Raw genomic sequence first — 26,274 nt, 5'->3', positions numbered from 1 at the left:
GCTTTATTAACTATTCCTTAAAAAACAAGTTTCTTTATTACCAAAAAACTATATTTACCGTCGAAATATCTTCAATAATTACGAATTATGGAATGTATCAGTATTTTTGACATGCTGAAGATAGGTGTAGGTCCTTCGAGCTCACATACATTAGGCCCTTGGCGCGCAGCACGCCGATGGATTGCAGAACTAAAAAAAGATAGTGCTTTTGACTCTATTACTTCAATTACTGTAGATCTTTTTGGATCTTTATCCCTCACGGGGAAAGGTCATGCTACAGATATTGCCGTTATTTTAGGTTTATGTGGCTATGACCCTCAGACTATCGATGTTTCTAAAATTCCTGACATCATTGATTCGATTAAAAATTCAAAGAAGCTTCTGTTCAATAACGAAGTATCTGTTTCTTTTGATCCAATATCACAGATTGTTTTTAATAGAGAATTCAAAGAGTTTCATCCTAACGGTATGACGTTTCATGGCACTTTGAAAAATGGTAAAAAAATATCATCCTCTTTTTATTCTATTGGTGGTGGTTTCGTGGTAAAAGAAGAAAGAAAAAGGAAAGAAAAAAAGCTCGAAGAATTTCAATACTTTCCTTTACCCATTCAAAAAGCGACAGATTTATTAGCGTATTGTAACACAAAAAACAAAAAAGTTTCTGAAATCGTTCTTGAAAATGAACGTTCTTTACGAAGTGATTCTGAAATTGATGACAGGATTGCACAAGTATGGAAGGTAATGCTGGAATCTATGTTTACAGGCTGTCATACTGAAGGCACCCTACCTGGTGGATTAAATGTAAGAAGAAGAGCTTTTGATACACATAAAAAGTTAATTGAAGACACGACATACAACTCCCCTCAAGAATGGATTGAAGCCATACGAAATACAGAGGTGAAATTTCGTCAGATATTGAAATGGGTTTCTTGTTTTGCCTTGGCCGTAAATGAAGTAAATGCTTCTTTGGGACGAGTAGTAACAGCTCCTACTAATGGTAGTGCTGGTGTAATCCCTGCTGTTATGATGTATTATATGGTTATCGAAAACCACGATGCCAACTTTGATGATGTAAAACAATTTATGTTGGTTGCTGGTGAGATTGGTAGTTTATTCAAAAAAGGAGCTACTATATCTGCTGCGATGGGTGGTTGCCAAGCAGAAATCGGTGTTTCTTCGGCAATGGCTGCAGGAGCATTAACCGAACTAATGGGCGGTACACCTGAGCAAGTATTGATGGCAAGTGAAATAGCGATGGAACATCACTTAGGGCTTACCTGCGATCCTATTGCCGGTCTTGTACAAGTTCCTTGTATAGAACGAAACGCAATGGGGGCTATAAAAGCTATAAATGCTTGTGAAATGGCTCTAGACGCTGATGCTGCACATGCCAAAGTCCCTTTGGATAAGGTTATTGAAACCATGTGGGAAACGGCCCTAGATATGAATACCAAATATAAAGAAACCAGTGAAGGTGGTTTGGCAGTAAAAGTAAGCTTAAGCGATTGTTAGATTTAAGTTACACGATTCAGAGAAGTAAAACTTTAAAATCAGTTGTAGTTTTTTAACCTAAAATCGTAATTCATAATTCGTAAATTACTTACACCCTTCTCTATTTCGCGTATCTGCGATAGAAATAATCTTCCAGGAAGTACCATCATTATACAATTGAAAAACATTTACTCCGCAATGACTAAAGGTATCATTGAAATAGAATTCATAGGGAGTCCACGCGTTTGCTATAGTCGAATCTGCATCAATCTTAAAGAGTAAAAGTCGTTCATCCCAACGTTGCTCTGCTGGCCTACTTTGTATTGCTGTCAAGAATCTGCTAACATCAGTTTTAACCGCTTTCTTACCTCCATTTTTTGTTTCTGCAATAGTTTGCATTGTTATATTTTCATCCATGGTGTTTTTAATTTTGACAGTATCACCAGAATGAAACCCTTCAAAAAACTGTAAAATAGTTTGTTTTACTTCTTTTTCATAACGACTTACATCTTTAGAATTATCTTTTTGCGAAAAAACGATGCAAGTGCTAAAAAGAAAAGTGAATACGATTAATCTATGCATAATGTATATTTTTTGATCTCTATAAATGTAATATTTAAATTCCTTTCAAAATAAAAGAAAATCAAAAACCTCATACACTTGTTACGATATTGGTAAATGATTACTTTTACATTCCAAAAAAATATAATAAGATGTCTACAGCAAAAAAAGATTACAAACGTGTTACGGTAAAGTCCCTAGTAGAAATGAAGGCTAATGGAGAAAAAATCTCTATGTTAACTGCTTATGATTATACCATGGCCAAAATTGTTGATGGTGCCGGCGTAGATGTAATTCTTGTGGGTGATTCTGCATCAAATGTAATGGCAGGTCATGAAACGACCCTGCCGATTACTTTAGATCAGATGATCTATCATGCCTCTTCTGTAATTAGGGCTATTGATCGTGCATTGATTGTAGTAGACATTCCTTTCGGAAGTTACCAGAGTGATCCAAAAGAAGCATTACGTTCTGCCATCCGAATTATGAAGGAATCAGGAGGGCATGCTGTAAAAATGGAAGGTGGTAAAGAAATAAAAGAATCTATAAAGAGAATACTTAATGCCGGTATCCCGGTTATGGGGCACCTTGGATTAACACCACAATCTATTTACAAGTTTGGAACCTATACCGTACGAGCAAAAGAAGAAGAAGAAGCACAAAAACTAAAAGAAGATGCTTTGATGCTTGAAAGAATTGGATGTTTTGCTATTGTTTTAGAAAAAGTTCCTGCGAAACTGGCTAAAGAAGTTGCCGAAAGTCTCACTATTCCTATTATAGGAATCGGTGCAGGAAATGGTGTCGATGGGCAGGTTTTAGTAACACATGACATGTTGGGAATGACACATGAGTTTAATCCTCGCTTTTTAAGACGTTATTTGGATCTATATACAGAAATGACCAATGCCTTTAAGCAATACGTTACCGATGTAAAAGCAGTTGATTTTCCTAGTGATAAAGAGCAGTATTAGTTTTAGATTGGTTAGATTTCCGGATAGTTGGATCTTTAGATAGATTAGGCTGTTAGACATTTAAATATGCATAGATTTAAAGATTTAGAAATATGGAAAAAAAGTAGAATATTTTGTTCTAAGATCTATGCTATTACATCTAAATTTCCAGAAACTGAAAAATTTGGAATAACCAATCAGTTAAGAAGGGCTTCCGTCTCAATTCCTTCAAACATAGCCGAAGGCTCTTCAAGAAACTCAAATAAAGATTTTTCAAGATTCCTTCAAATCACTTTAGGATCGGCTTATGAAATCGAAACACAATTACTAATCTCTTTTGATTTAAAGTTCATTGATGAAGATGAATTGGATTCTTTATTAAATGATTTAAATTCTATTATCAAAATGACCTCAAAATTTAAATCAACATTAAGTTAATTGAGTATGTGGTAATCCAAAAATCCAGTGATCTAACTCATCCAAAAATCCAAAATGTCCAAAACCCTTTCAAATAAAGATAATCTTCAAGTCATTTATGAAGACAATCATATTATTATTGTCAATAAACGACCTGGTGATATTGTGCAGGGTGATAAAACGGGTGATCAACCATTAAGTGAAATTGTTAAAGAATATATTGCCGAAAAATATAATAAACCTGGAGCAGTCTATCTGGGTGTAGTACATCGTTTGGATCGCCCAACAAGCGGAATTGTAGTGTTTGCCAGAACAAGCAAAGCTTTGCCTCGACTTAATAAGCTTTTTGCAGAAAAAGAAGCACAAAAAACCTATTGGGCTGTAGTGCAACATCAACCCCCTAAAGAAAGTGACACCCTAACACATTGGCTAAAACGTAATCCAAAGCAGAATAAATCTTATGCCAATAAAAATGAGGTTCCGGATAGTAAAAAAGCAGTTCTAGACTATAAATTGATTAAAAAACTGGACAACTACTATCTACTAGAAATTGATTTGCATACCGGGCGTCACCATCAAATACGTTCTCAACTTTCTAGTGTAGGTTGTACCATCAAGGGAGATCTAAAATATGGTGCCAAACGTAGTAATAAAGACGGGAGTATACATTTACATGCTCGAAAACTAACGTTTACTCACCCGGTAAAGAAAGAACCGTTAACTATTATTGCTCCTCCTCCGTCAGATCCTATTTGGAGTGCTTGTGTTTAATCAATTCTTAATTTGCTTAAGGTGATGTTGCATGTGTTCTATATAATCAAATATTAACCATTCTAATGTTTTAACATTGTCTTGATCCAACTCAATGACATAGCTCAGCATATCAAGGGTACTATTTTTTAAAACAAAAATGATCTGTGTATTCAGAGAAATCCATAATTGAAGTAAAACTTCAATTTCACTTTTTTGGTAACAATTCACTTTTACCAATTTGTTCTGATTATATTTTCTAATCCTATAAGGTTTCGGTTCAAACTGAACTTCGGTAAAACGTTGTAAGTTATGCATTGCAGAATCAATTAAATGCCCCAAAATCTCCTTTTTCGACCATTTATCTTCAGAAATTTTATGATTGAGAGCATCTTTACTTATGCCGAGAATTGTTTTTTCTGCTTTGAGTACTATATGTTCAAGTCTTTCTAGTGTTTCTTTCATATTATACCCTATTTATACGTTCGAATACTCTCTATAACTACAGAGGTTAAAATTAACACCCCTCCTATTATCGTAGAAAAAACAGGGATTTCTCCCAAAAAGATAATTCCGATAATAATACCATACACGGGTTGAACGCTACTTATAATACTGGCCGTTGTGATCGAAAATCGCTTAAAACTTTCTAAGAATAATGTGTGTCCTATGGCTGTGGTAAATAATGCCAGAGTTAATGTAGGTAACCACTGTTCTTTAATCCCCGAACTATCCATGATAAATAAAAATGGTATTAAAAAAAAAGTAACTACTACCAATTGGTACCACATCAAAACAGAACCGTTATAATTACCTACTTTGGTTTTCATGATAATATTACGTAGAGAATAACAAACTGCCGAAATTACTCCTAGAAGCACGGCTTTAGTATATGAATTATTAAAATCCAAATCGGGAACAAGAAAGTAGATACCTATCAATACCAAAACTGCCAATAGTAAATGAACTTTCTGAAATTTTGTTTTCAATAATACAGGTTCTAACAATGCTGTAATTACAGGGTACGTAAAAATTGACAACATCCCAATGGCTACATTAGATAATTTTAAAGCATAGAAATATGTTATCCAATGTAGCCCCATTAGAATACCACTTAAAATTATAGTAGGTCTATCTTTGCTTCCGGTTCTGAAAGAAATCTTCTTCCATCTGCAATATATGTAAAGTAATACTCCTGCCAATAGTGCTCTAAAACCAATTATAACTGGTACTGGCATATCTATATATCTTCCTAAAGCCCCTGATGTACTAATAAGAAGCATCGCCAAATTTAATTCAAGAATATTACGTAAGTGCTGGGTGTTTTTCATTAGAGGAGGTTACCGAACCAATTTTTTAGATTTTTCTTTAATAATATCTGCAACTGGTTTTCCTTCAATATTACTTTCTAACCAAGAAAGTATGTCTAAGTATAAAAATGATCTCTTTTCATAGGGATGATCTTCATACTGCTTTAGTGTTTTATGAAGTTTGCGAAACTCTTCCTTAATCTGGTGCGGATATATATCTCCTAAATTTTTAAGAAATTTGATCATTTCTTTCTGTACTTCGTGTAAATCATCCATTTTAAGAAGAAAACGATATGTTTCTTTTAACTGGGTTTCAAGATGATAATCCATTCCGGCTTCATAATGTGCTACTAAGCTCAATACTCGAGAGAAACACATTAGATCTTCTCTCATTTTTAATGATTTATTAGTAATGATTTTAGCGAGGTATTCAATACATTTTTTATGATCTGCCATTCCGAAATACAGGCAGCCAATTTTATAATAAAAAACCATCACATGGTGATCATCAATTCGATTATTAAACTTTTCTATTCCGTTTAAAATCTCTTTAACCAGATACTCTCCCTCATCAAAAGTACCTTCAAGAAAATGAATATTCAACTTGTTATTATAGATAAATTGAAAAGACAACACTTCGATATTATCATCTTTAGGAAAGCTATCATCAAGTATTGTTTTTTCTAATTTTGATAGCATTAATTGTAATTGTGTTTTATCCTTAATCAAATAGAGTGACTCTAATAAATAATGATTACCTCTTAAAAAGAAAACAGGGTTCAAAATCATCATCTTTGGATGTTCATAAAAAAGGTCAACCCATTTTTTTGAATACTTATAACAAGACAAAAAGTCCTGAACGATAAAACTATACCATAAATGTGCTTTATATAGCCAGAGTTTTTCTCTAAACCCTAGCATACTCCAATCATACTTAGGTAATTTACTATGAAAATAATTCGTGATAACGTTATGCTCTTTATCATTTCTTACATAACCACTTTTTAGCATTAAACCATATAACTGAAGAGAGAGATTAGACAACTTACTGGTCAATACATTTTTCATGCTCAGCATTTTAGCTTCTACCGTTAGTTCATCTGCTCTACTATTAATACTCCTGGTGATATATTGAGTTTCAATAATTTTTTCTAGCTCAACAATTTCATACGCTATATTATGTTCTTCGTTTTCTTTTGCCAGAGCTTTTGCTTTCTCTAAAATCTTTAAACTTTGTTTGTACAGACCTTTATGGTATAAAATTGAAGCAAAATCGAGTTGTTCACGTATCTGCGATCTAATATTTTGATGTAATGGACTTAAACGAAGGCTAATTAATATCTGTTTATATAGATGAGCCTTAAGGTTGGAAAGCTGTAGTTTGGTTACAATTCCTTTTTTAACGATAAGATCTTCATCCAAATTATCACTCTTATCTAAATGATTAAAAAGCGCGAGGAATTTAGAGTCCGTATTTACTCCTAATCGTCCTACATAAACCTTAAACTGGCGTTTTTCGGATTTAGAAAGCGACTTTACTAAAACAAACAAAGGATCTTTTTGATCATTAGTCATTGTAAGAAAATATATTGTAATTAACTGATTAAAAGATGATTACATTCATGTTAAAATAGTTTACCATTGTAAAACAATCTACCGAATACATCTCTTTTCAATTCCCAAAATATAAATTCGTAAGAGATTTAAGAAACATCTTTTAATAATATTTTAAAAAGATGTTGTTTTAATTGAGCACAACATTAAAAAATCACGGAATTCCTATGAGTGACAACAAAGTTCAAATATTCGATACTACCTTAAGAGATGGTGAGCAGGTCCCTGGTTGTAAGTTAAATACGCAACAAAAATTAGTTATTGCCAGCCAACTAGATCTTCTTGGTGTTGATGTTATTGAAGCGGGATTTCCCGTCTCGAGCCCAGGAGATTTTACCTCGGTAAATGAAATCGCCAAAATCGTTAAAAATGCTACAGTGTGTGGACTAACAAGAGCTGTAGAAAATGATATAAAAGTAGCTGCCGAAGCACTTAAACATGCAAAAAGACCAAGAATACATACTGGGATTGGTACTTCAGAGTCCCATATAAAATATAAATTCAACTCTACTCAGGATAAAGTTATAGAACGTGGTATTGCCGCTGTAAAGTATGCCAAATCTTTTGTAGAAGATGTAGAATTTTATGCTGAAGATGCTGGTCGCACCGACAATGAATTCTTAGCGCGAGTTTGTGAAGCTATGATCAAAGCCGGGGCGACCGTTCTTAACATTCCTGATACCACAGGATATTGCTTACCCGAAGAATATGGTGCCAAGATCAAATACCTTAAAGAAAATGTCAAAGGAATTGATAATGTTATTATTTCTTGTCATTGCCACAATGATTTGGGATTAGCAACAGCAAATTCTATATCTGGTGCCATTCATGGCGCTCGACAAATTGAATGTACAATTAACGGGATTGGAGAACGTGCAGGAAACACCTCATTAGAAGAGGTTGTTATGATCATGAAGCAACACCCATATCTACATCTTAATACAGATATCAACTCTAGATTATTATATGAAACCAGTCTAATGGTTTCTGATCATATGGGTATGATGGTGCAACCCAACAAGGCTATTGTTGGAGCCAATGCCTTTGCACACAGCTCTGGGATCCATCAGGACGGAGTGATTAAAAACAGGGAAACCTATGAAATCATCGATCCTGCTGAAGTTGGAGTAACAGAATCTGCTATTGTTCTTACTGCCAGAAGTGGTAGAGCTGCATTAGCTTATAGAGCCAAAAAAGTTGGATACGAATTGACAAAGCTTCAGTTAGATGATGTGTATACTGAGTTTTTAAAATTCGCTGATCGTAAAAAAGAAGTGGTTGATGAAGATATCCATCAAATCATGAAAAACACAAATGTAGTGGCGGCTGTCGTTGCATAATACAATTAACAAAAAAGTGTATACATTTCGACTGCGTTCGATAGTACAATTGATTACTTTAGATTAAATATGAAAAAAACCTTATTTGATAAAGTTTGGGATGCACATGTCGTCAAGGAAATTGAGGATGGCCCACAAATATTATATATAGACAAGCATTTAATCCATGAAGTTACCAGTCCACAAGCATTTGGAGAATTGGAACAACGTGGAATTCCTGTTTTTAGACCTGATCAGATTGTAGCCACAGCTGATCATAATACTCCGACACAAGATCAACATCTTCCTGTAAAAGATGCATTGTCTAGAAATCAACTAGAACAACTGACCAAAAATTGTAATAAAAACAACATCACATTATATGGACTTGGCCATAAATATAATGGTATAGTCCACGTAATGGCTCCCGAGCTTGGTATTACCCAACCTGGGATGACTATGGTTTGCGGAGATAGCCATACTTCTACTCATGGTGCATTTGGTACTATAGCTTTCGGAATCGGAACCAGCCAGGTAGCACAAGTATTTGCTAGTCAATGTTTATTACTGCAGAAGCCTAAAAGTCTTCGTGTAAATGTCAACGGAACACTAAAACCCGGTGTTTTACCTAAAGATGTTATACTGTATGTGATTTCAAAACTAGGAACGAATGCTGGTACAGGATACTTTTGCGAATACGCAGGTAATGTGTTCGAAGACATGTCTATGGAAGGCAGAATGACCGTTTGTAATATGAGTATAGAGATGGGAGCTCGTGGCGGAATGATTGCACCCGATGAAACTACATTTGAATATGTAAAAGGAAGAGAATTCGCTCCTAAAGGTTCTGATTTTGACAAAAAAGTAGCCTATTGGAAAACACTTCCTACAGATGAAGGGGCCGTTTTTGATAAAGAATATCATTTCGATGCTGCAGATATTGAACCCATGATTACCTACGGTACAAATCCAGGTATGGGTATCAAAATTTCAGGAAACATTCCTGTAGAAAATAATGCTTCTTTCGAAAAATCATTGGCGTACATGAATTTTGAAAAAGGGCAATCTCTTGTGGATCAAGAAATCAATTATGTCTTTATAGGAAGTTGTACGAATAGTAGAATTGAAGATTTTAGAATCGCAGCGAATTATATAAAAGGAAAGAAAAAAGCCGATAATGTAACTGCTTGGTTCGTTCCCGGTTCTCAACAAGTAGCACAGCAGATTGTAGAAGAAGGTTTAAAAGAGGTTTTTGAAGAAGCAGGATTTAAGCTTCGTCAACCAGGATGCTCTGCATGTCTTGCCATGAATGATGACAAAATCCCAGAAGGAGAATATTGTGTATCTACTTCTAATAGAAATTTTGAAGGACGACAAGGACAAGGCGCAAGAACCATTTTAGCAAGTCCACTTGTAGCGGCTGCAACAGCCGTAGAAGGAAAAATTATTGACATTACTAAACAACTAAATTAATCATGGATAAGTTTACAAAACTAACATCTTCGGCTTTACCCTTATCTATTGAAAATGTAGATACTGATCAAATCATTCCGGCGCGTTTTTTAAAAGCTACCAGTCGTGATGGTTTTGGTGAAAATCTATTTAGAGACTGGCGTTATCATAAAGATGGAAGTGAAAACAGAGAGTTCATAATGAACAATACCATGTATAACGGAAAAATACTCGTTGCTGGTGATAATTTTGGGTGTGGTTCTAGTAGAGAACATGCTGCATGGGCTATCCACGATTATGGATTTAAAGTCGTAGTATCTAGTTTCTTTGCCGATATCTTTAAAGGAAATGCTTTAAATAACGGTCTATTGCCAGTTCAGGTTTCTCCTGAATACTTGCAAGAACTATTTAATGAAATAGAGAAAGACCCAAATACACAAATAGAAGTTGATCTTGAAGCGCAGAAAATTACATTGCTCGCTACAGGAGCTTCTTCAGATTTTGAAATCAATAATTATAAAAAAACCTGCCTGATCAATGGTTATGATGATATCGATTTCTTAATCAGTAATACAACAGAAATAGAAGCATTTGAAAATGCAAAAGCATAATAAAAATACTTCGACAAGCCCGTATTGGGCCAAATCGAAATACTTAGTGTGACAATAATAATAAGAAACGTATGAAATTAGATATCGCAGTATTATCAGGAGACGGTATTGGTCCAGAAGTGACTGCCCAAGCTATTAAAGCATTAGAAGCTATTGCACATGGTTTTGATCACACCTTTGTTTTTAAAGAAGCTTTGGTGGGTGCCATTGCAATTGACAAAACAGGAAACCCCTTACCAGACGAAACTTTAGAGCTTTGTGCCAGCACCGATGCCGTTTTGTTTGGTGCCATTGGTGATCCCAAATATGACAATAACCCAAGTGCACCTGTGCGTCCAGAGCAGGGGTTACTCAAATTACGTAAAGAACTTGGTCTTTACGCTAACATTAGACCTGTTAAAGCGTATAGTACACTTATTGACAAATCTCCTCTTAAACCAGAGATTATTGAAGGTACAGATATTTCTATCTACAGAGAATTAACCGGTGGAATCTATTTTGGAAAAAAAGAACTAAGTGCAGATGGCACTGTTGCTTCTGATCTTTGTGAATACTCTAAAGAAGAGATTGAGCGTATCGCTCATTTAGCCTTTAAAGCGGCGCAAAAACGAAGAAATAAGCTAACTTTAGTAGACAAAGCTAATGTTTTAGAATCTTCTCGTTTGTGGAGAAAAGTGGTTACAGAAATTGCAAAAGAATATAAAGACGTAGCTCTTGACTTTTTATTTGTAGATAATGCTGCCATGCAAATGATTTTAAACCCTAGTCAATTCGATGTTATCCTTACCGAAAATATGTTTGGAGACATTATCTCTGATGAAGCCAGCGTAATTGGTGGGTCTATTGGCTTATTAGCTTCTGCCTCTGTTGGAGACACCTGTTGTATGTTTGAACCCATCCATGGTTCATATCCACAAGCCACTGGTAAAGGTATAGCCAATCCGATTGCTGCCATTCTTTCTGCTGCAATGCTCTTAGAACATTTTGATCTGGTTGGAGAAGCAAATGCCATTAGAGATGCTGTGGAGAAGGCTTTGGAATTAAACCTTACCACACCTGATTTAAACACTACTAACCCACTAACTACAGAAAAAGTTGGTGATTTTATAGCAGATTATATTTTAAATCCAGAAGACTCAAATATTAATTTCGAAAATATACATGTAGGCCAATCGACAATTATCTAGTCGCAGTCCACATTCTGTTTAAAAAAAGCAACCAGATCTTTTCTTGGTTGCTTTTTTGTTTTACTTCCCTTTCTATGACCATGTTCAATTTTACAACCTTAATCAACAAGAGTTAAAATACTAATGATTCATCCTTATATCTTGTAAACTTAAACGTAAATAGCTAATTTAGTGACGCTAATGAAAAAGAAAAGAAGATGTTATTTCCCAGAACCAATATTGAAGAGCAGTTAAGTAAGCTAAGATCTAAAGAATTTGACTCGTCTACCTGGGAGAAACAAGTACAAGAAATTTTCAGAAAAGAAGAAGACCATGAAGAAAGAATTCTTCAAAATTTGGATAACGCTTCAAATATTATCTATAATAGATTTGATTTTGACCAATTAGAAACTGACAAAATATACCACCTTGACCAAATAAAAAAAATTTGTATCGATTACCGATTGCGATTTTTGGATTCGAAATATTTTAAAGGAAAATTACCCAATGAAGCCATTTTGATTATAAAAGAATTAGAAAAAAAACATCATACCGAACTAAAAGGGTTTAAAATCATAGCACCTTCTAAACTTTTTAAATTAGAAAATGCAGATGATCCCCTACTCTTTGCTCCCATCGGAAATGATTATTTCTATCTTATCCATAAATGGGGAAATGATCTTCATCCTCTACGTAAAATATTGATGTGGTTTTTTAAAAGTTTTGAAAATTTATTGATTCTTACTTTTTTAGTGAGTCTTTTGATTACTTTTATGGTTCCGGATGGCTTATTTAGTAAAACAAGTGACACATCAACATTCATCATGATTTTTTTATTCATGTTTAAATCGGTCGCTGCGATCGTTTTATTTTATGGATTTGCGTTAGGTAAAAACTTTAATGCCGCGATCTGGAATAGTAAATATTTTAATGCATAAATAGCACCCTATGTTTCCAGAAAGTGAATACGAAAGAGTATATACCGGTAGTTTAATTAACATACAATTCTTACAAACAGTGCTTCAGGATCGAGGGATCAATTCTGTTACACGAGATGATATGAAATCGGGTATGATGGCTGGTTTTGGTGGCGGAATCCCCGACCATATTCAACTTTTTGTAAAGAAAATCGATGTCGAAGAAGCAATTCCTATTATAGAAAAAAGTTTATCCTAAACAGTATGGACGATAAAAACAAACCTTCTCGAAGAAAATGGGATTTAATGATCGGAATCGCATTGGTTTTATTTGGAGGCTTACGACTTTATAACCGTTTGCAAACAGAAGCAGAATGGGATTTTAGATCTATTTTTACTATATTATTTATAGTATATGGTGCTTACTTAATCTATAGGCATTTTCAAGGCTCTCAAAAGGATTAATTCTTCTTTTTAGGAATCTTGCTCATTGCACGTTCGCTAATAGCAGTAATAGAAAGAGATGGATTAACTCCTGGATTTGCAGATATCATAGACCCATCACAAACAAACATATTGTCATACCCAAAAACCTTATTATTTTCATCAATTACACCTTCAGATATATTAGCACCCATAACTGCTCCCCCAAGGATATGAGCTGTAGAAGGAATACCGGCCAATGGTTCTAAAGCAAAAACGGTTTCTTTTCCTTTTATTAATTTAGCATATCGTTTTGCCAGCCCTAAAGATTGAGGGATAAAAGCTGAAGGCTTTTTACCTTCGGCTACTCGGGTATTCATAATCCCGAAGCTATTTCTCTTAAACTTTAATGTGCTATCTAGCGTTTGCATAAAAAGTAAGACCGTTGTGCTTTTACTCCAATCTTTAGTTGTATACAGTTTGATATAAGACAAAGGGTGTTTTATAAAGCTCGTAAACATTTTTGTCACCCTAACAATTGTATTTTTTCCATGAGTCAATGGTAAATGCGATAATCTCCAAAAGCCAGATCCTTTGGCATATCTTACAATCTCCAAGTGGCTATTCTCATCTGTGTTAAGAATAGATCCAATAGCTACTCCTTTCGACATATCTTTTTTCCTATCCAGGTTGGTAACACTAATCAAACTTTCATTATTAGTTCTGATATCATGCCCTAATCGATCAGAAATATTAGGTAATGAATTCTTCTTTAGCTTTAATAATAACTTCACTGTTCCCAGTACTCCTCCAGAAAAAACAATTCCTTTTGCTTTTACTGATTTCTTAGACGCAAAGAAACCTGTTGAAGATTTAAACTTTACCTCATAACCACTTTTGGAAGGAATCACATCATACACTTCCTGTTCTGCCAGAATTTCGCCTCCTAATTGCTGCGCAAGATATAAATAGTTTCTATCCAATGTGTTCTTTGCTCCTATCCTACATCCTGTCATACATCCTCCGCAGTAGTTACACCCTGTTCTATCAGGTCCTTTACCATTAAAATAAGGATCGGGAACCGTTACATTAGGTTTCCCAAAGAAAACAGCCACATCGGTGGCTTCAAAATTTTCTTTAATCCCCATTTCCGAAGCTAATTCCTGAAGTGCCCTATCCCCATCAAAAAGAGTTGGGTTTTTCTGTGCACCTAGCATTTTTAGTGCCGTTTGATAAAAAGGTGCTAATTCGGTTTGCCAATCTGCCAACTTACCCCAACTACCAGATGTAAAAAAGGCTTTCTTAGGCACAGGTAATGTATTTGCATACACTAATGATCCACCACCTACTCCGGTCCCCGATATAACGACTACATGCTTAAAAAAAGACATCTTCATGATACCAAACCATCTAAAAAAAGGCATCCATAACCATTTTTTAAGATTCCAGTTTGTTTTTGGAAAGTCTTGGGGTTTATACCATTTTCCTTTTTCGATCACCAAAACCTTGTATCCTTTTTCAGAAAGTCGTAGTGCGCTTACCGATCCCCCAAAACCACTACCTATAATTATATAATCGTATTCTTTCTCTACACTCATGATTTTAAACTTATTAAAGGATATGAAACTTTTACTATATATTTTTTCCAGCCAAGGTTATTCTTCATAAAGTAAATGATTAAGTTTGAAGTGAAATCAAAAAACTATCGAACTATCTTATCAAAGATAGTTCGGTTTTAATGAATTAGCAAATATGGGGAGAAAATCTATTCTCAAAAATCGTAAAGAAAAAAATAAAAAAGTCGAACAATGGACCCAAGCTATCCTACCTAAATTAAAGAATAAAGATTTAGGAGATCTTACTATGGATGATCTGGCGACTTTAATGAATAGGAGCAAATCAACCATCTATCAATATTTTACTACTAAAGAAGAAGTTTTTGAGTACATCACGCAAGTAAGAATTAATAGATTATATACTTATAAAGATCAAATTACTAAGGAAATCTTGCAATTAGACTATCATTATGAGACACTTGCTACCATTTTAACTGAAGGAGCCAAAAATATCTCTGCTTTTTATCTAAAACAATTGCAAAAGCATTATCCATCTGCCTGGCAGATTATTGAAGATTTTTTATACGAATTACTAGAAGACTTAAAACAGTTCTACCTTTTTGGTATTGAAAGTAAATTATTAAAACCGGTCTCTGTTGAACTACTTATTAAATTAGACGAGTTTTTTATTCTGCAACTTATCACTGATGATAAATTCTTTAATCAGAGTAAAGAAACTCTGGAATCTACTATAAAGGATTATATGTTCTTAAAATTTGAAGGTTTGATGAAGTAATCAATTCGTTTTCAAACAAAAACCCCGCTAGTAAAAACTAGCGGGGTTTTTTAAATACTTTAGTTAAGTTATTATATCTATGTATACTTATCTAACTATAATTCTTCCACTCTCATTGACTCCATTACCAGTTATTTTAGTGAAATACATTCCGGAAACAATATTATATAGAGATAATTCTTGCTCAGACTTATCTAATACTTTTATATTTTTTGAATATACAAGCTTACCGCTTAGGTTATATATTTCAACTTTAGCATTATTGATTGTCTTTGGCGAAGAAATTCTAAACTCTCCATTAGATATTGTAGGGTATATAATGGCTCTATTTGTATTTAAACCAAGTACTGTTTCTTCCTCTTCTTCTGTAGTTTCTTCTTCGGCTTCTCCCTGACCTGGGTTGATAGAGCGAATTGCCCATCCAAAGGAGTTAACCGCTGGGTCTGTTAATAACCTGAAACGTAAAGCCACTACATCTCCTTCTTCAAAAAAGTCAAATAAATTTATAGTTTGCTCTTTAAATAAATCATCGTTTATAGAAGGCGTAGGTCCAGAGTTATATACCTCTGTCCATTCTGGAAATCTTTCTGCATTATAAGCATCCAGTTGTACCCAATTTTGTAAATCTGTAGAAGCTTCTACAGCAACAAGGTCATAAAACTGCCCTGGAGCAGGTCCCAATTCAACTATGGCAACATCTTCATAAGAAAGGTTTTCATTTCCAGCAGAAACTAATACAGGATGTTTTAATACTGTACTATACTCTTTTCCATCTAAATAAGGATGATCTACATTACTTAACACATCGGTGCTAACTGTACCTCCTACATTATCAACTACGAATTGTCCTCCAAAAGTATACACATCTGTAGCTTCAAAAGTATCAATAGATACTAAGGATTCTGGCTCTGTAAAATCAATGATATCAAATTCTCCTGTAGCAACAATAGAACTATTCTGCTGACTGTCTACTACTTGAAATCCTACGCTATGCTCACCTTCAGTTAAATTATCTATTGCATACTCAAATTCGGTTCCTTGAGCTACATTATCTGTGATTTCGTCAACCTCTACCCCATCAACAAATACCTTTATTAGCTCTGCATCTTCATTTGTTTGAACATATTTTACAACAGCATCTTGACTTTCGATTGATTTTTGAGATGCACTAACTATGGTAGGAGGTGCATAATACGCAGGTGGTTCATACCCTGCTAATTCTTCAAGCTCTGCAGTCCAAACACCTCTACCATGAGTAGCCATAACTACTTCATTGTTTACTATTTTCATTTGAAAAACAGAGAATGCAGGTAATCCGGCTAATAATGCCCAATTTTTACCGCCATCTAACGTTTGAAAAACTCCGATATCCGTTCCTACCCATAGTCTATCCTCATCAAAAGGCATTTCAACTAAACTATGTATTGAAACATCTGGAAAACCTCTATCTTCTCCTGTTGAGAAACCTGAAATATCTTCCCAAGTTTGCCCTAAATCTTCTGTCTTAAGGATTTTTGCTGCACCTTGTCCTGAGAATAACACATATGCTCTATCTTCATTTGTAGGCGATGTCTCTACACCGGCTATAAAGTAATTATGCCCAACACCATCTCTTGGATCAGCGAAAGTAGCAGTAGCTTCATAAGAAACTCCATTATCTTTAGTAACGTGCATAACATAGCTTCCTGATTCTGTCATTGCATTACCTGCCCAAACTACGTCAGGATTTGCAGTAGATACAGATACATCTAACCAACTTGATGCACCAACAGAAAAATTATTTGGAATTGGTGTCAAACTCCAAGATTCTGCAAAGTTAGAAGATCTCCAAACCCCACTAATTGACGGGCTAAACAGAACATCTGGATTGTTATTCGAATTCGTAATTTTTGAATAAAAAGGAGAAGTACCCGATCCAGACTCACCATGTCTTGCGTTAAATCCTTGTCCGTTTACATAACGTACGAACCCATTAAACTGTGAACCACCAATAAACTTATTTGGATCGTTATAGTTCCATAATACTTCAAAACCATCACCTCCAATAATGAAGATATAATCAGTTTCATCATTTGCTCCACTTGGAGTAAATGAAATCCAAGTTCCGTTATCCTGAGCACCAGCAGTATAGTCTTGTACCCCATTACGTTTATCTGCGCCGTAAAATTGTGTACAATTTAATCTAACGGCAGCTTGAGACCAATCATTAAGCGTTGTACCCGGATCAACTAGATAATCTGTATGATATACACCACCATCATTAGAAAGAATTAACTTAAATTTTTTCTCTTTACCTGGGCTAGGTACATATGTCATTCCATGTTGATCTACATGTACGTAATCATTTAATTCATTATTATATCCTGCAGCTATTGGCTGAAAGGTATAACTTAACGGCTTACCCGCCACTTCTACTCTATACGTTACAACACCTCCCGAATAAAAAATATTTTCGTTAAAAGGGTGTGCCATTAAAAGGTTATCGTACCATCCTTGTCCTGTAACTAAGTTACCTGAGGCCGGAGTTCCCTCATATGCAAGTAAAGTAAATGTTTCACCTGCATCATCTGAGACATAGAAATCTGTATTAACTGCTGTAGTTGCTCCTCCTTGAGGAGTATATACTCCAACAAAAATTTTGTTAGAATTAGCTGGTGATATATCCAGCTCAAAACGTGCATGATTAGCATTGAAATCATCTTTATTCAACACTACATTCCACGTTGATCCACCATTGTTACTTTTGATTACTCCAACACCGTTAACCCCTGCGTACATTACTGTACATGCATCAGTAGCATAATTAAGGTCTTGTACATTACCTCCACTGTATGTGTTTGTCCATGAAGCACCTCCATCTCTAGTTACAAAAATACCGTTTGTACTAGCTACAACAAGATGATTTTCGTCATTTTGATTTACTGCTAAGCGACCAACACCTCCAAAATCTTTAGTATTATTTAGATATTCCCAGGTACGACCAGCATTTGTAGATTTAAGAACACCTACACCTCCAATAGCATCCAAGTTACCAAAAGGCTCACCTGTACCCACATAAATTACTTGTGGATTATTTTTACTTATAGCTACTGTAGAAGTAGAAAGGTTGGGCACTTTATAATCTGTAAGGTTTTCCCATGTAGTTCCAGCATCTTCGGTTACCCAAAGTCCTCCACCAACAGTACCGGCATACCATTTATCTACATTATCTGGAGCTACTACAACCCCACGTATTCTACCAGGCACATTTGCCGGACCACGTTCAGTATAATTTATAATACTTGTTGCCTTTTTTGATCTAAAAGCATTTGCTTTTTTTATAGCTTTCTGATGCTCTGTCATCATATAACCATCTTTATAGGAAGATTTCTCTGCTCCTATAGGTTTCATGAGGTTTGCCAATTCTTCTGCAAGTATTGTAATCCCCTTCTTTTTGTTATAATCTTTTTTAGTTTTCTTGCTTTTTAAGACTTCAGGTGTCTTCATCTCTACGGTAGCTTGTTCATTCTTGTTATCACAAGAAGCAAGAACTAACACCATAGAGGCTAGTATAAGCAATTGTTTAAAGTAAAGTTTGCGTTTCATTTTAGTTATTTAAATTGATTATTATTAATTGAGTGTGAGTATTTTTATTGAGAATGTCTTCTGGATTATCTGAAACTGGCTTTTGTTCCATACCTATATATGGTGTAAGCTTTAATGATGTGTTATTATTCCAATCTACACCAGCACCTCTAAAAGTGCCTTTTTTTACTATTTCTTTGGTACCAGCCTTATATACTATATACTTATAATGAGATGCAGGATCGCCTACCTTCATATTCTTTTGTATATGAAGTTCCATAGACTTATCTCCGTTTAATCTTGTGGTAGCATTAGTATTCACAACTGGTTTAATTGCTGTAGGTAAAGAAGTCTTTTCTGTGGTAGTATCCCCAACCGTTTTGCATTGTGCAAATGAAAAAATAGTAAGGTTAAGAAAAAAAATAAATGTAATTTTTCTTGATAACATTGAACCGTAATTATACATTAACTATTAAAGCTTACTTAGCTATAGCTACATCATAGGTTAGTTCATAAAAACTTCAAAGGGGCGAAGTCTATTAATCAAATACATATGGTTAAACAACAAAACGTAGATCGTAACCACAGATAGAGTGTAAAATAACAGATATTTGACAATTATTACAACTAATTTCATAGATAATTTAACTAATTTAACATTCGTTGATCAAATATTTATTATTTCTATTCTTATTTATGCAATAGGAATATGCTAATAAACTAACACACAAACTGCACTATATACAGAAGAACTATTTTATAATGTCTTCCAACACTAAACAAAAAAGACCTTGCATATTACAAGGTCTTTTTTGTTTAGTGTATTTTTTAAATGTATTTACGCATTTACCGCATACATCTTTTCGCGAAGCTCTTTAATTTTTGGGTCATTCATATACTCATCAAATGTAGCATATCGATCAATTACTCCATTAGGTGTAAGTTCTATTACTCGATTACCCACTGTTTGAGCAAACTCATGGTCGTGTGTAGTAAACAATACGGTACCTTTAAAATTCTTTAGTGAATTATTAAACGCAGTAATTGATTCTAGATCAAGGTGATTCGTTGGCTCGTCTAACATCAAAACATTTGCTCTTGTCATCATCATTTTTGACAGCATACAACGTACTTTTTCTCCTCCAGAAAGGACATTAGATTTTTTAAGTGCCTCTTCACCACTAAAAATCATTTTCCCTAAGAAACCTCTAAGGTATACTTCTTCTCGTTCTTCTTCGGTGGTTGCCCATTGGCGCAACCAATCCACTAGAGAGAGATCATTCTGAAAATATTCGCTATTATCAGCTGGTAAGTACGATTGTGTCGTGGTAATTCCCCAAGCAAATTTACCTGCATCAGCTTTTTGCTTATCATTTAATATCTGATAAAATGCAGAAGTTGCTCTTGAATCTTTTGAAAACACAACTACTTTATCCCCTTTAGCCAGGTTAATGTCTATATCTTTAAATAAAGTTTCTCCTTCAATACTTGCGCCCAACCCTTCTACATTTAGAATTTGATCCCCAGCCTCTCTGTCTCTTTCAAATATAATTGCAGGGTAACGACGGCTAGATGGTTTGATATCTTCGATATTAAGTTTCTCAATCATCTTTTTACGAGAGGTAGCTTGCTTCGATTTTGCTACGTTAGCACTAAATCGCGCAATAAACTCTTGTAATTCTTTCTTCTTTTCTTCAGCTTTCTTGTTTTGTTGTGCTCTTTGTCTTGCAGCTAATTGTGAAGATTCATACCAAAACGTATAATTACCACTATACTGATTAATTTTACTAAAATCGATATCAGAAATATGTGTACATACAGCATCTAAAAAGTGACGGTCGTGAGATACTACTATCACCGTATTATCATAATTAGCCAAAAAGTTTTCTAACCATGAAATCGTTTCATAATCCAGGTCATTTGTTGGCTCATCCATAATCAACACATCTGGGTTACCAAACAAACATTGTGCTATTAACACTCGTACTCTTTGTTTTGTATCCAAATCCGCCATTTGGGTATAATGCAAATCTTCTTTTATCCCCAAATTAGAAAGCATGGCAGCTGCGTCACTATCGGCATTCCAACCGTTCATTTCTTCAAATTGCACCTGAAGTTCTCCTATTTTCTCAGCATTTTCATCGGTATAATCAGCATACAGAGCATCAATTTCTTTTTTAATGGTATACAAAGGTTTGTTACCCATTATTACAGCTTCTAACACCGTAAACTCATCATAGGCATAGTGGTTCTGTTCTAAAACCGACATTCGCTTTCCTGGTTCTAAATGTACATGTCCGGAAGTCGGTTCTGATACACCAGAAAGTATTTTTAAAAATGTAGATTTCCCAGCACCGTTAGCACCAATAATACCATAGCAATTACCTTGGGTAAAAGCAGTATTAACTTCATCAAAAAGCACTCGTTTACCAAATTGAACCGAAAGATTAGAAACTGATAACATAATATAAGAAAATGTATAATTTGAATTTGCCGCAAAAGTAGAGAAATGGATTCAGAACCAGAAACAATATGCCATTAATTTAAAGTCGAAATCTAACAACATCATATATCATTTTAACGTATTGCAATTCTATTGTATCTTATTTTAAAATGAAGCAATTTCTAACAAATAATTTAGACCCATAGAATTAACGTATAATTAACAATGGCTCAAGATGATTCCTTTTATTTTTGAGCGAATCGTTAGTTAACATATAGATACCAAAATGCAACTTTCATTTCTAAAATATGCTATCCCTTTTTCTGTTCTATCGTATTGCTTATGCAGTTGTGGTTCTTCGGAAAAAACGAATAGAGAATATACTTATTTTGGTGGCGAAATTGTAAATCCAAATACAAACTATATAGTATTGTCTGATGGCAATGGGTCTAATGACACCATACAGTTAGATAAGAATAATCGATTTTTATACAAAATTAAAAACCTTAAAGAAGGTCTTTATTCTTTTAGGCATAACCCAGAAAATCAAATTGTTCTTCTAGAAAAAGGAGACAGTATCCTTATACGTTTGAACACCTTAGAATTTGATGAATCTTTGGTATTTACTGGGGACGGTGCCCGAAAAAACAACTTTTTGATTGACACATACTTACAAAATGAGATAGAACGTGAAAAACTAAGAAGAACTGGACTTCGACTATCTCCAGCTTATTTTAAAAGAAATCAAGATTCATTATTGAAGCATAAAGCAGAAACATATCAAAAATTCACTGATAAGTATGAATTAAGTAGCTTAGCAAAAAAATTAATAAAGGCAAGTTTTAGATTTGACTATTATACCAGGCACGAGTTATATTTTAATAGCCGATATGGCATTGCCGGTCTTGACTCTTCTAAAGACTTACCAGTTTCTTTTTTCAACTACAGAAACAATATCGACTATAATGATGACGACCTAAAAAGATTATATGCGTATAATAGGTTTTTAAATTTCTATTTCACTAATTCGTCTTTAACTAATTACTCGAACGAGTTTCCGCAGTATAAAAATAAGCTAGGAAGTACTATTCATAAATTAGATTTAATTGACAGCCTTATACAACACCCATATATTAAAAACAATCTATTAAGACGAGTTACTACTAATTTTTTATTGAAGAGCAAGAATAATACAGAATTAAACAAAGTACTTTCTCACTACCTATCTGTTAGTTCTAATAAAGAATCTCAAAAAGAATTAAGGAAGCTCTCAAGGGCCATCTCCAGGTTACGACCTAATAATGTAATCCCAGATCAGCCTCTTATAACATCAAAAGGTGAGACCATTAAACTTTCTTCCCTTTTCAAGAAGTCGATAACGGCTTTTTATTTCTGGTCAATGGATAGAAAAGACCATCAAATTAGAGCTCACAAAAAAGCATCATATTTAAGCACTTTATATCCCGAAATTGATTTTATTGCGATCAACACAGATGATGAGCAAACTAAAAATTGGTTAAAAACCATTAAGAGACATCACTATAACCTGAATCACGAATATGAATTTAAGTATCCCAAATGCTCTTCTGAAGAACTAGTTATTCATAATCGTAATAAAGTTATTCTTGTAAACCAAGACGGTAGGATCATTAATGCAAATACAGATCTTTTCTCTTCTGTTTTTGAAAAACAATTAATGAGATATACTAGATTAGCCAGTGTCGAAAAATAAAAAAAGCTACCCTCAATGAAGACAGTAGCTTTATTATGCTTTAAAAAATATTTATTTTAGTTTCCTTTTTTATAATCTGCAAGGAATTTTTCTAAACCAATATCAGTTAATGGATGTCTAAGCAATCCTTCTATAGAAGAAAGCGGTCCGGTCATCACATCTGCTCCTATCTTAGCACAATCAATTACATGCATTGTATGCCTTACTGAAGCTGCTAATATCTGAGTATCGAAACCATAATTATCATAGATCAACCTAATCTCTGCAATAAGATTAAGTCCATCTGTAGAAATATCATCCAATCGTCCGATGAACGGAGAAACATAAGTAGCTCCCGCTTTAGCTGCCAGTAATGCTTGGCCTGCAGAGAAAACTAAAGTACAATTCGTTTTGATACCTTTATCACTAAAGTATTTAATTGCTTTAACCCCATCTTTAATCATAGGTACTTTAACAATAATTTGATCGTGGAGTTTCGCTAACTCTTCACCTTCTTTAATGATGCCTTCATAATCTGTAGCAATAACTTCTGCACTCACATCACCGGTTACAATTTCACATATCTTTTTATAGTGATTTATAATATTTTCTTTACCCGTGATCCCCTCTTTTGCCATTAAAGATGGATTTGTAGTTACCCCATCAAGTACGCCCAGATCCTGAGCTTCTTTAATTTGATCAAGGTTTGCAGTATCAATAAAAAATTTCATGTTGTTGTGTTTAAATTTTATGTCTTTTAATCAGAGCACGAATATAAAAATAATCATCGTGGAATAATAAGATCTTTCGTTAATTGAATATAAAATTATTTCTTCAAGTAAAAGAGATTATAATTTGTAATGATTCATCAACAATTTCTCATATACCTTGCTTGGTAAAATTCGTTTTAAAACGATAGAGAATTTCTGCATAAATGCGCCTACTTTATAACGAACTTTTGGTCTTTTAGTTTTTATAATATTAAATACAACTTTTGCCATCTCCATAGGATCACTACCTGCATCAACATGATCATTCATTAGTTGTAAAGTCCTCTCATAGATTTTCTCATAAGGAGAACCATTTACTACAGGAGCATGATAGCGCCCTGCTGCAATATTGGTAGCAAAATCACCAGGAGCAACATTTGTCATTTCTATATTAAAAGCTTTCAACTCCATTCGCCATGCTTCGGTTGTGATTTCTAATGCCGCTTTAGAAGCACTATAAATCCCCCTGTACGGAAGTCCCATATAACCCGCAATAGAAGTTATATTAATAATCAAGCCCTCTCCTTGTTTTCGCATTAAAGGTAATACCGCTTTAGTAACATTTATGGGTCCAAAATAGTTGGTTGTAAAGTTTTTTACAATCTCTTCTTCGGGCACTTCTTCTATGGGTCCCATAATTCCCGCACCGGCGTTATTAATGAGCACATCTAGTCTCCCGTGTTTATCTTCAATTATTTTGATGGCAGATGAGATACTATTGGTATCAGCAACATCTAACTGAAGAAGTTCGAAAGGCTTAAAGTTTGTGAATTTTTCAGGATTACGACTAGTACCATAAACGATATAGCCCTTATCGGTTAGAAATGTACCTATAGATTTTCCTATTCCCGAGGATCCTCCTGTAATTAAAATGATTGTTGGATTTTGATCTGAACTCATATCCGCAAATATACAATTATGATTTACGAATCTGGACTAAAGAATTTAGATTTATCAGACAATATTTGAGTATATATTTCCCAAAATATAGGGCACAAAAAAAGGCAAGCTACCTACATCACACTGCTACAACCGTCTACCTTTGCTGCGTTCCCGCCCTGGAGGATTCAACAGGAGCTAGTTGTGTAGGACTTGCCGCTGCAAAGATACGATCTTTAGTAGATAAAACAATGATTTTTTAAACCCAATTAAAATAAATATCTTGCTCTAAATTAAATTATCAAAATGAAGATCTATAACTCCTTAATCATCATTATATTAGGCTTAACCCTTTTTTCCTGCGGAAGCAACCAAGAGAAGAAAAAAAAATATTTTTCTATACAAACAGAAAATAATCAAACCATATTTAAGCTCGGAGAAACATTAAAAGCTACTATAAAAAACAAACAAGATATTGTCATTGATTCTGTTACCTATATTTTAAACAACAAAACAACTTCTTCTAAAGTCGATCATAATTATGAAGAAAAAATTGATGATGAAAGACTGGGACATAACATTTTAAAAGCTCGGGTATTTTATAATGGAAATGTAGACACCATTACTAAGAAAATTACATTCTTAAACAACAAATCACCTAAGCTATATTCTTATAAAATTATTGCAGAGTTTCCTCATGATAAGCAAGCTTTTACCCAAGGATTAGAGTTCTATAAAGACACTCTATATGAAAGTACAGGAAAAAAAGGAAAATCTTCATTAAGAAAAGTAAATTACAAGACAGGAGAAGTTCTTAAAAAGACGGAAGTAGCTAAAGAATATTTTGCAGAAGGAATCACCATTTTAAATGATCAAGTTTTTCAACTCACCTGGCTTGCAAAAGAAGGATTTATCTACGACTTAGACTCTATGAAAAAAACAGGCAATTTTGCTTATAATAAAAGTAAAGAAGGCTGGGGTTTATGTAATGATGGGAAACATATTTATAAAAGTGATGGTACCGAGAAAATATGGATTCTTGATGCAAAAACACTGGCAGAAAAAGAATATATAGAGGTCACCACGAATAAAGGTGTAAAATCTAAATTTAATGAATTAGAATGGATCGATGGTAAAATCTATGCCAATACCTGGCAAAAAGACGGAATTGCTATTATCAACCCAAAAAATGGGGCTTTAGAAGCCGTTATTAACCTCTCGGGATTACGAAAAAAAGTAAGCCAGCATCAGGATTTAGATGTTCTTAATGGTATAGCGTATAAAAAGGACACAAAACAGTTGTTTGTGACTGGTAAAAACTGGGATAAACTATTTGAAATTGAAGTCATTAAGTAGGTTTGAGGTTTGAGGTTTGAGGTTTGAGGTTTGAGGTTTGAGGTTTGAGGGAATTTAAAAATATCATATGCAAACACCAACCTTAATCAATATTGCCCTTAACTTTCTACCTTTAATTATTCAATCCTCAAAAAAAATGTAAAAAAAATATCAATACAGTTCAATATACAATATCCTGTATTCATTATTCGCTATTCGTTATTCGTTATTTTGCAACA

At 34.2% G+C, this 26,274-nt stretch carries 24 protein-coding genes and 1 other RNA gene; 14 read left to right on the top strand and 11 right to left on the bottom strand.

Annotated elements, in window-relative coordinates; translation table 11 throughout:
• The first annotated feature begins 87 nt into the window (after positions 1 to 87).
• Positions 88 to 1,512, top strand: a complete 1,425-nt coding sequence (locus ABW637_RS09490; protein WP_367584423.1) for an L-serine ammonia-lyase — start codon at positions 88 to 90, stop codon at positions 1,510 to 1,512.
• A gap of 84 nt (positions 1,513 to 1,596) precedes the next feature.
• Here ABW637_RS09490 and ABW637_RS09485 read toward each other — a convergent pair whose 3' ends face one another.
• Complete coding sequence (locus ABW637_RS09485) at positions 1,597 to 2,073, bottom strand: nuclear transport factor 2 family protein (RefSeq protein WP_367584422.1); 477 nt, start codon at positions 2,071 to 2,073, stop codon at positions 1,597 to 1,599.
• Positions 2,074 to 2,204: 131 nt separating this feature from the next.
• Here ABW637_RS09485 and panB point away from each other — a divergent pair, with 131 nt between their 5' ends.
• The 3 genes from panB to ABW637_RS09470 all read left to right on the top strand — a co-directional run bounded on the left by panB (position 2,205) and on the right by ABW637_RS09470 (position 4,190).
• Entirely contained in the window at positions 2,205 to 3,023 is an 819-nt protein-coding gene (gene panB / locus ABW637_RS09480) for a 3-methyl-2-oxobutanoate hydroxymethyltransferase (RefSeq protein WP_367584421.1), read from the top strand.
• A 66-nt stretch (positions 3,024 to 3,089) separates the two neighbouring features.
• Positions 3,090 to 3,440: a four helix bundle protein gene (locus ABW637_RS09475; RefSeq protein WP_367584420.1), complete on the top strand. Its 351-nt coding sequence runs from the start codon at positions 3,090 to 3,092 to the stop codon at positions 3,438 to 3,440.
• A gap of 54 nt (positions 3,441 to 3,494) precedes the next feature.
• Positions 3,495 to 4,190: an RluA family pseudouridine synthase gene (locus ABW637_RS09470; RefSeq protein ID WP_367584419.1), complete on the top strand. Its 696-nt coding sequence runs from the start codon at positions 3,495 to 3,497 to the stop codon at positions 4,188 to 4,190.
• Here ABW637_RS09470 and ABW637_RS09465 read toward each other — a convergent pair whose 3' ends face one another.
• From ABW637_RS09465 to ABW637_RS09455, 3 genes are read right to left on the bottom strand one after another with little or no spacing between them, the layout of a single operon-like run.
• Entirely contained in the window at positions 4,191 to 4,634 is a 444-nt protein-coding gene (locus tag ABW637_RS09465) for a DinB family protein (RefSeq protein ID WP_367584418.1), read from the bottom strand.
• Positions 4,635 to 4,642: 8 nt separating this feature from the next.
• Positions 4,643 to 5,500, bottom strand: a complete 858-nt coding sequence (locus ABW637_RS09460; RefSeq protein ID WP_367584417.1) for a DMT family transporter — start codon at positions 5,498 to 5,500, stop codon at positions 4,643 to 4,645.
• A gap of 9 nt (positions 5,501 to 5,509) precedes the next feature.
• Entirely contained in the window at positions 5,510 to 7,054 is a 1,545-nt protein-coding gene (locus ABW637_RS09455) for a hypothetical protein (protein ID WP_367584416.1), read from the bottom strand.
• A gap of 206 nt (positions 7,055 to 7,260) precedes the next feature.
• Between ABW637_RS09455 and ABW637_RS09450 the strand changes: the two genes are divergently transcribed.
• From ABW637_RS09450 to ABW637_RS09420, 7 genes are all read left to right on the top strand, one after another.
• A complete protein-coding gene (locus tag ABW637_RS09450) occupies positions 7,261 to 8,433 on the top strand; it encodes a 2-isopropylmalate synthase (protein ID WP_367584415.1) in 1,173 nt (390 codons plus the stop codon).
• Between the two features lie 69 nt (positions 8,434 to 8,502).
• Positions 8,503 to 9,885, top strand: coding sequence for a 3-isopropylmalate dehydratase large subunit (gene leuC / locus ABW637_RS09445; protein WP_367584414.1), 1,383 nt, complete (start codon positions 8,503 to 8,505; stop codon positions 9,883 to 9,885).
• 2 nt (positions 9,886 to 9,887) lie between these two features.
• A complete protein-coding gene (leuD, locus tag ABW637_RS09440) occupies positions 9,888 to 10,475 on the top strand; it encodes a 3-isopropylmalate dehydratase small subunit (RefSeq protein WP_367584413.1) in 588 nt (195 codons plus the stop codon).
• Positions 10,476 to 10,546: 71 nt separating this feature from the next.
• Positions 10,547 to 11,662, top strand: coding sequence for a 3-isopropylmalate dehydrogenase (gene leuB / locus ABW637_RS09435; protein WP_367584412.1), 1,116 nt, complete (start codon positions 10,547 to 10,549; stop codon positions 11,660 to 11,662).
• A gap of 197 nt (positions 11,663 to 11,859) precedes the next feature.
• A complete protein-coding gene (locus tag ABW637_RS09430; protein WP_367584411.1) occupies positions 11,860 to 12,579 on the top strand; it encodes a hypothetical protein in 720 nt (239 codons plus the stop codon).
• A gap of 10 nt (positions 12,580 to 12,589) precedes the next feature.
• Entirely contained in the window at positions 12,590 to 12,817 is a 228-nt protein-coding gene (locus ABW637_RS09425; RefSeq protein WP_367584410.1) for a putative signal transducing protein, read from the top strand.
• A 5-nt stretch (positions 12,818 to 12,822) separates the two neighbouring features.
• Positions 12,823 to 13,023, top strand: a complete 201-nt coding sequence (locus ABW637_RS09420; RefSeq protein ID WP_367584409.1) for a hypothetical protein — start codon at positions 12,823 to 12,825, stop codon at positions 13,021 to 13,023.
• Here ABW637_RS09420 and ABW637_RS09415 read toward each other — a convergent pair.
• Positions 13,020 to 14,579 carry a GMC oxidoreductase gene (locus ABW637_RS09415; protein WP_367584408.1) on the bottom strand — a complete coding sequence of 520 codons (1,560 nt, stop codon included), beginning with the start codon at positions 14,577 to 14,579 and terminating at the stop codon, positions 13,020 to 13,022. The genes ABW637_RS09420 and ABW637_RS09415 overlap by 4 nt on opposite strands.
• 154 nt (positions 14,580 to 14,733) lie before the next feature.
• On the opposite strand from ABW637_RS09415, the gene ABW637_RS09410 reads away from it, so the two are divergent.
• The gene (locus tag ABW637_RS09410; RefSeq protein WP_367584407.1) at positions 14,734 to 15,333 is read left to right on the top strand and encodes a TetR/AcrR family transcriptional regulator; all 600 of its coding nucleotides are present in this window, start codon (positions 14,734 to 14,736) and stop codon (positions 15,331 to 15,333) included.
• A gap of 87 nt (positions 15,334 to 15,420) precedes the next feature.
• On the opposite strand, the gene ABW637_RS09405 is transcribed toward ABW637_RS09410, so the two are convergent.
• The 3 genes from ABW637_RS09405 to ABW637_RS09395 all read right to left on the bottom strand — a co-directional run bounded on the left by ABW637_RS09405 (position 15,421) and on the right by ABW637_RS09395 (position 21,361).
• The gene (locus ABW637_RS09405) at positions 15,421 to 18,918 is read right to left on the bottom strand and encodes a T9SS type A sorting domain-containing protein (RefSeq protein WP_367584406.1); all 3,498 of its coding nucleotides are present in this window, start codon (positions 18,916 to 18,918) and stop codon (positions 15,421 to 15,423) included.
• Between the two features lies 1 nt (position 18,919).
• Positions 18,920 to 19,345, bottom strand: coding sequence for a hypothetical protein (locus ABW637_RS09400; RefSeq protein WP_367584405.1), 426 nt, complete (start codon positions 19,343 to 19,345; stop codon positions 18,920 to 18,922).
• 390 nt (positions 19,346 to 19,735) lie between these two features.
• Entirely contained in the window at positions 19,736 to 21,361 is a 1,626-nt protein-coding gene (locus ABW637_RS09395) for an ABC-F family ATP-binding cassette domain-containing protein (protein ID WP_367584404.1), read from the bottom strand.
• A gap of 265 nt (positions 21,362 to 21,626) precedes the next feature.
• On the opposite strand from ABW637_RS09395, the gene ABW637_RS09390 reads away from it, so the two are divergent.
• On the top strand, positions 21,627 to 23,072 hold the full coding sequence (locus tag ABW637_RS09390) for a peroxiredoxin family protein (RefSeq protein WP_367584403.1): 1,446 nt from the start codon (positions 21,627 to 21,629) through the stop codon (positions 23,070 to 23,072).
• A gap of 56 nt (positions 23,073 to 23,128) precedes the next feature.
• Here ABW637_RS09390 and fsa read toward each other — a convergent pair whose 3' ends face one another.
• From fsa to ffs, 3 genes are all read right to left on the bottom strand, one after another.
• Positions 23,129 to 23,782 carry a fructose-6-phosphate aldolase gene (gene fsa / locus ABW637_RS09385; RefSeq protein ID WP_367584402.1) on the bottom strand — a complete coding sequence of 218 codons (654 nt, stop codon included), beginning with the start codon at positions 23,780 to 23,782 and terminating at the stop codon, positions 23,129 to 23,131.
• Between the two features lie 117 nt (positions 23,783 to 23,899).
• Positions 23,900 to 24,721 carry an SDR family oxidoreductase gene (locus ABW637_RS09380; protein WP_367584401.1) on the bottom strand — a complete coding sequence of 274 codons (822 nt, stop codon included), beginning with the start codon at positions 24,719 to 24,721 and terminating at the stop codon, positions 23,900 to 23,902.
• A gap of 99 nt (positions 24,722 to 24,820) precedes the next feature.
• An RNA gene (gene ffs, locus ABW637_RS09375) (signal recognition particle sRNA small type) lies at positions 24,821 to 24,919 on the bottom strand.
• An 87-nt stretch (positions 24,920 to 25,006) separates the two neighbouring features.
• Between ffs and ABW637_RS09370 the strand changes: the two genes are divergently transcribed.
• Complete coding sequence (locus ABW637_RS09370; protein WP_367584400.1) at positions 25,007 to 26,056, top strand: glutaminyl-peptide cyclotransferase; 1,050 nt, start codon at positions 25,007 to 25,009, stop codon at positions 26,054 to 26,056.
• The last annotated feature ends 218 nt before the right edge of the window (positions 26,057 to 26,274 follow it).

It is taken from the genome of Aquimarina penaris, from assembly GCF_040786285.1.
Taxonomy (GTDB): Bacteria; Bacteroidota; Bacteroidia; order Flavobacteriales; family Flavobacteriaceae; genus Aquimarina.
This window is presented reverse-complemented; position numbering and strand designations above follow the sequence as displayed.

Excerpts from the sequence above, each read along its gene's own strand:
- ABW637_RS09420 (WP_367584409.1), top strand. The coding sequence starts at position 12,823 with ATGGACGATAAAAACAAACCTTCTCGAAGAAAATGGGATTTAATGATC.
- ABW637_RS09465 (WP_367584418.1), bottom strand. The coding sequence starts at position 4,634 with ATGAAAGAAACACTAGAAAGACTTGAACATATAGTACTCAAAGCAGAA.
- fsa (WP_367584402.1), bottom strand. The coding sequence starts at position 23,782 with ATGAAATTTTTTATTGATACTGCAAACCTTGATCAAATTAAAGAAGCT.
- ABW637_RS09450 (WP_367584415.1), top strand. The coding sequence starts at position 7,261 with ATGAGTGACAACAAAGTTCAAATATTCGATACTACCTTAAGAGATGGT.
- ABW637_RS09380 (WP_367584401.1), bottom strand. The coding sequence starts at position 24,721 with ATGAGTTCAGATCAAAATCCAACAATCATTTTAATTACAGGAGGATCC.
- ABW637_RS09485 (WP_367584422.1), bottom strand. The coding sequence starts at position 2,073 with ATGCATAGATTAATCGTATTCACTTTTCTTTTTAGCACTTGCATCGTT.
- ABW637_RS09400 (WP_367584405.1), bottom strand. The coding sequence starts at position 19,345 with ATGTTATCAAGAAAAATTACATTTATTTTTTTTCTTAACCTTACTATT.
- ABW637_RS09405 (WP_367584406.1), bottom strand. The coding sequence starts at position 18,918 with ATGAAACGCAAACTTTACTTTAAACAATTGCTTATACTAGCCTCTATG.
- ABW637_RS09395 (WP_367584404.1), bottom strand. The coding sequence starts at position 21,361 with ATGTTATCAGTTTCTAATCTTTCGGTTCAATTTGGTAAACGAGTGCTT.
- ABW637_RS09455 (WP_367584416.1), bottom strand. The coding sequence starts at position 7,054 with ATGACTAATGATCAAAAAGATCCTTTGTTTGTTTTAGTAAAGTCGCTT.
- ABW637_RS09460 (WP_367584417.1), bottom strand. The coding sequence starts at position 5,500 with ATGAAAAACACCCAGCACTTACGTAATATTCTTGAATTAAATTTGGCG.
- leuD (WP_367584413.1), top strand. The coding sequence starts at position 9,888 with ATGGATAAGTTTACAAAACTAACATCTTCGGCTTTACCCTTATCTATT.
- ABW637_RS09490 (WP_367584423.1), top strand. The coding sequence starts at position 88 with ATGGAATGTATCAGTATTTTTGACATGCTGAAGATAGGTGTAGGTCCT.
- ABW637_RS09370 (WP_367584400.1), top strand. The coding sequence starts at position 25,007 with ATGAAGATCTATAACTCCTTAATCATCATTATATTAGGCTTAACCCTT.
- ABW637_RS09425 (WP_367584410.1), top strand. The coding sequence starts at position 12,590 with ATGTTTCCAGAAAGTGAATACGAAAGAGTATATACCGGTAGTTTAATT.
- leuC (WP_367584414.1), top strand. The coding sequence starts at position 8,503 with ATGAAAAAAACCTTATTTGATAAAGTTTGGGATGCACATGTCGTCAAG.
- ABW637_RS09475 (WP_367584420.1), top strand. The coding sequence starts at position 3,090 with ATGCATAGATTTAAAGATTTAGAAATATGGAAAAAAAGTAGAATATTT.
- ABW637_RS09410 (WP_367584407.1), top strand. The coding sequence starts at position 14,734 with ATGGGGAGAAAATCTATTCTCAAAAATCGTAAAGAAAAAAATAAAAAA.
- ABW637_RS09390 (WP_367584403.1), top strand. The coding sequence starts at position 21,627 with ATGCAACTTTCATTTCTAAAATATGCTATCCCTTTTTCTGTTCTATCG.
- ABW637_RS09415 (WP_367584408.1), bottom strand. The coding sequence starts at position 14,579 with ATGAGTGTAGAGAAAGAATACGATTATATAATTATAGGTAGTGGTTTT.
- panB (WP_367584421.1), top strand. The coding sequence starts at position 2,205 with ATGTCTACAGCAAAAAAAGATTACAAACGTGTTACGGTAAAGTCCCTA.
- leuB (WP_367584412.1), top strand. The coding sequence starts at position 10,547 with ATGAAATTAGATATCGCAGTATTATCAGGAGACGGTATTGGTCCAGAA.
- ABW637_RS09430 (WP_367584411.1), top strand. The coding sequence starts at position 11,860 with ATGTTATTTCCCAGAACCAATATTGAAGAGCAGTTAAGTAAGCTAAGA.
- ABW637_RS09470 (WP_367584419.1), top strand. The coding sequence starts at position 3,495 with ATGTCCAAAACCCTTTCAAATAAAGATAATCTTCAAGTCATTTATGAA.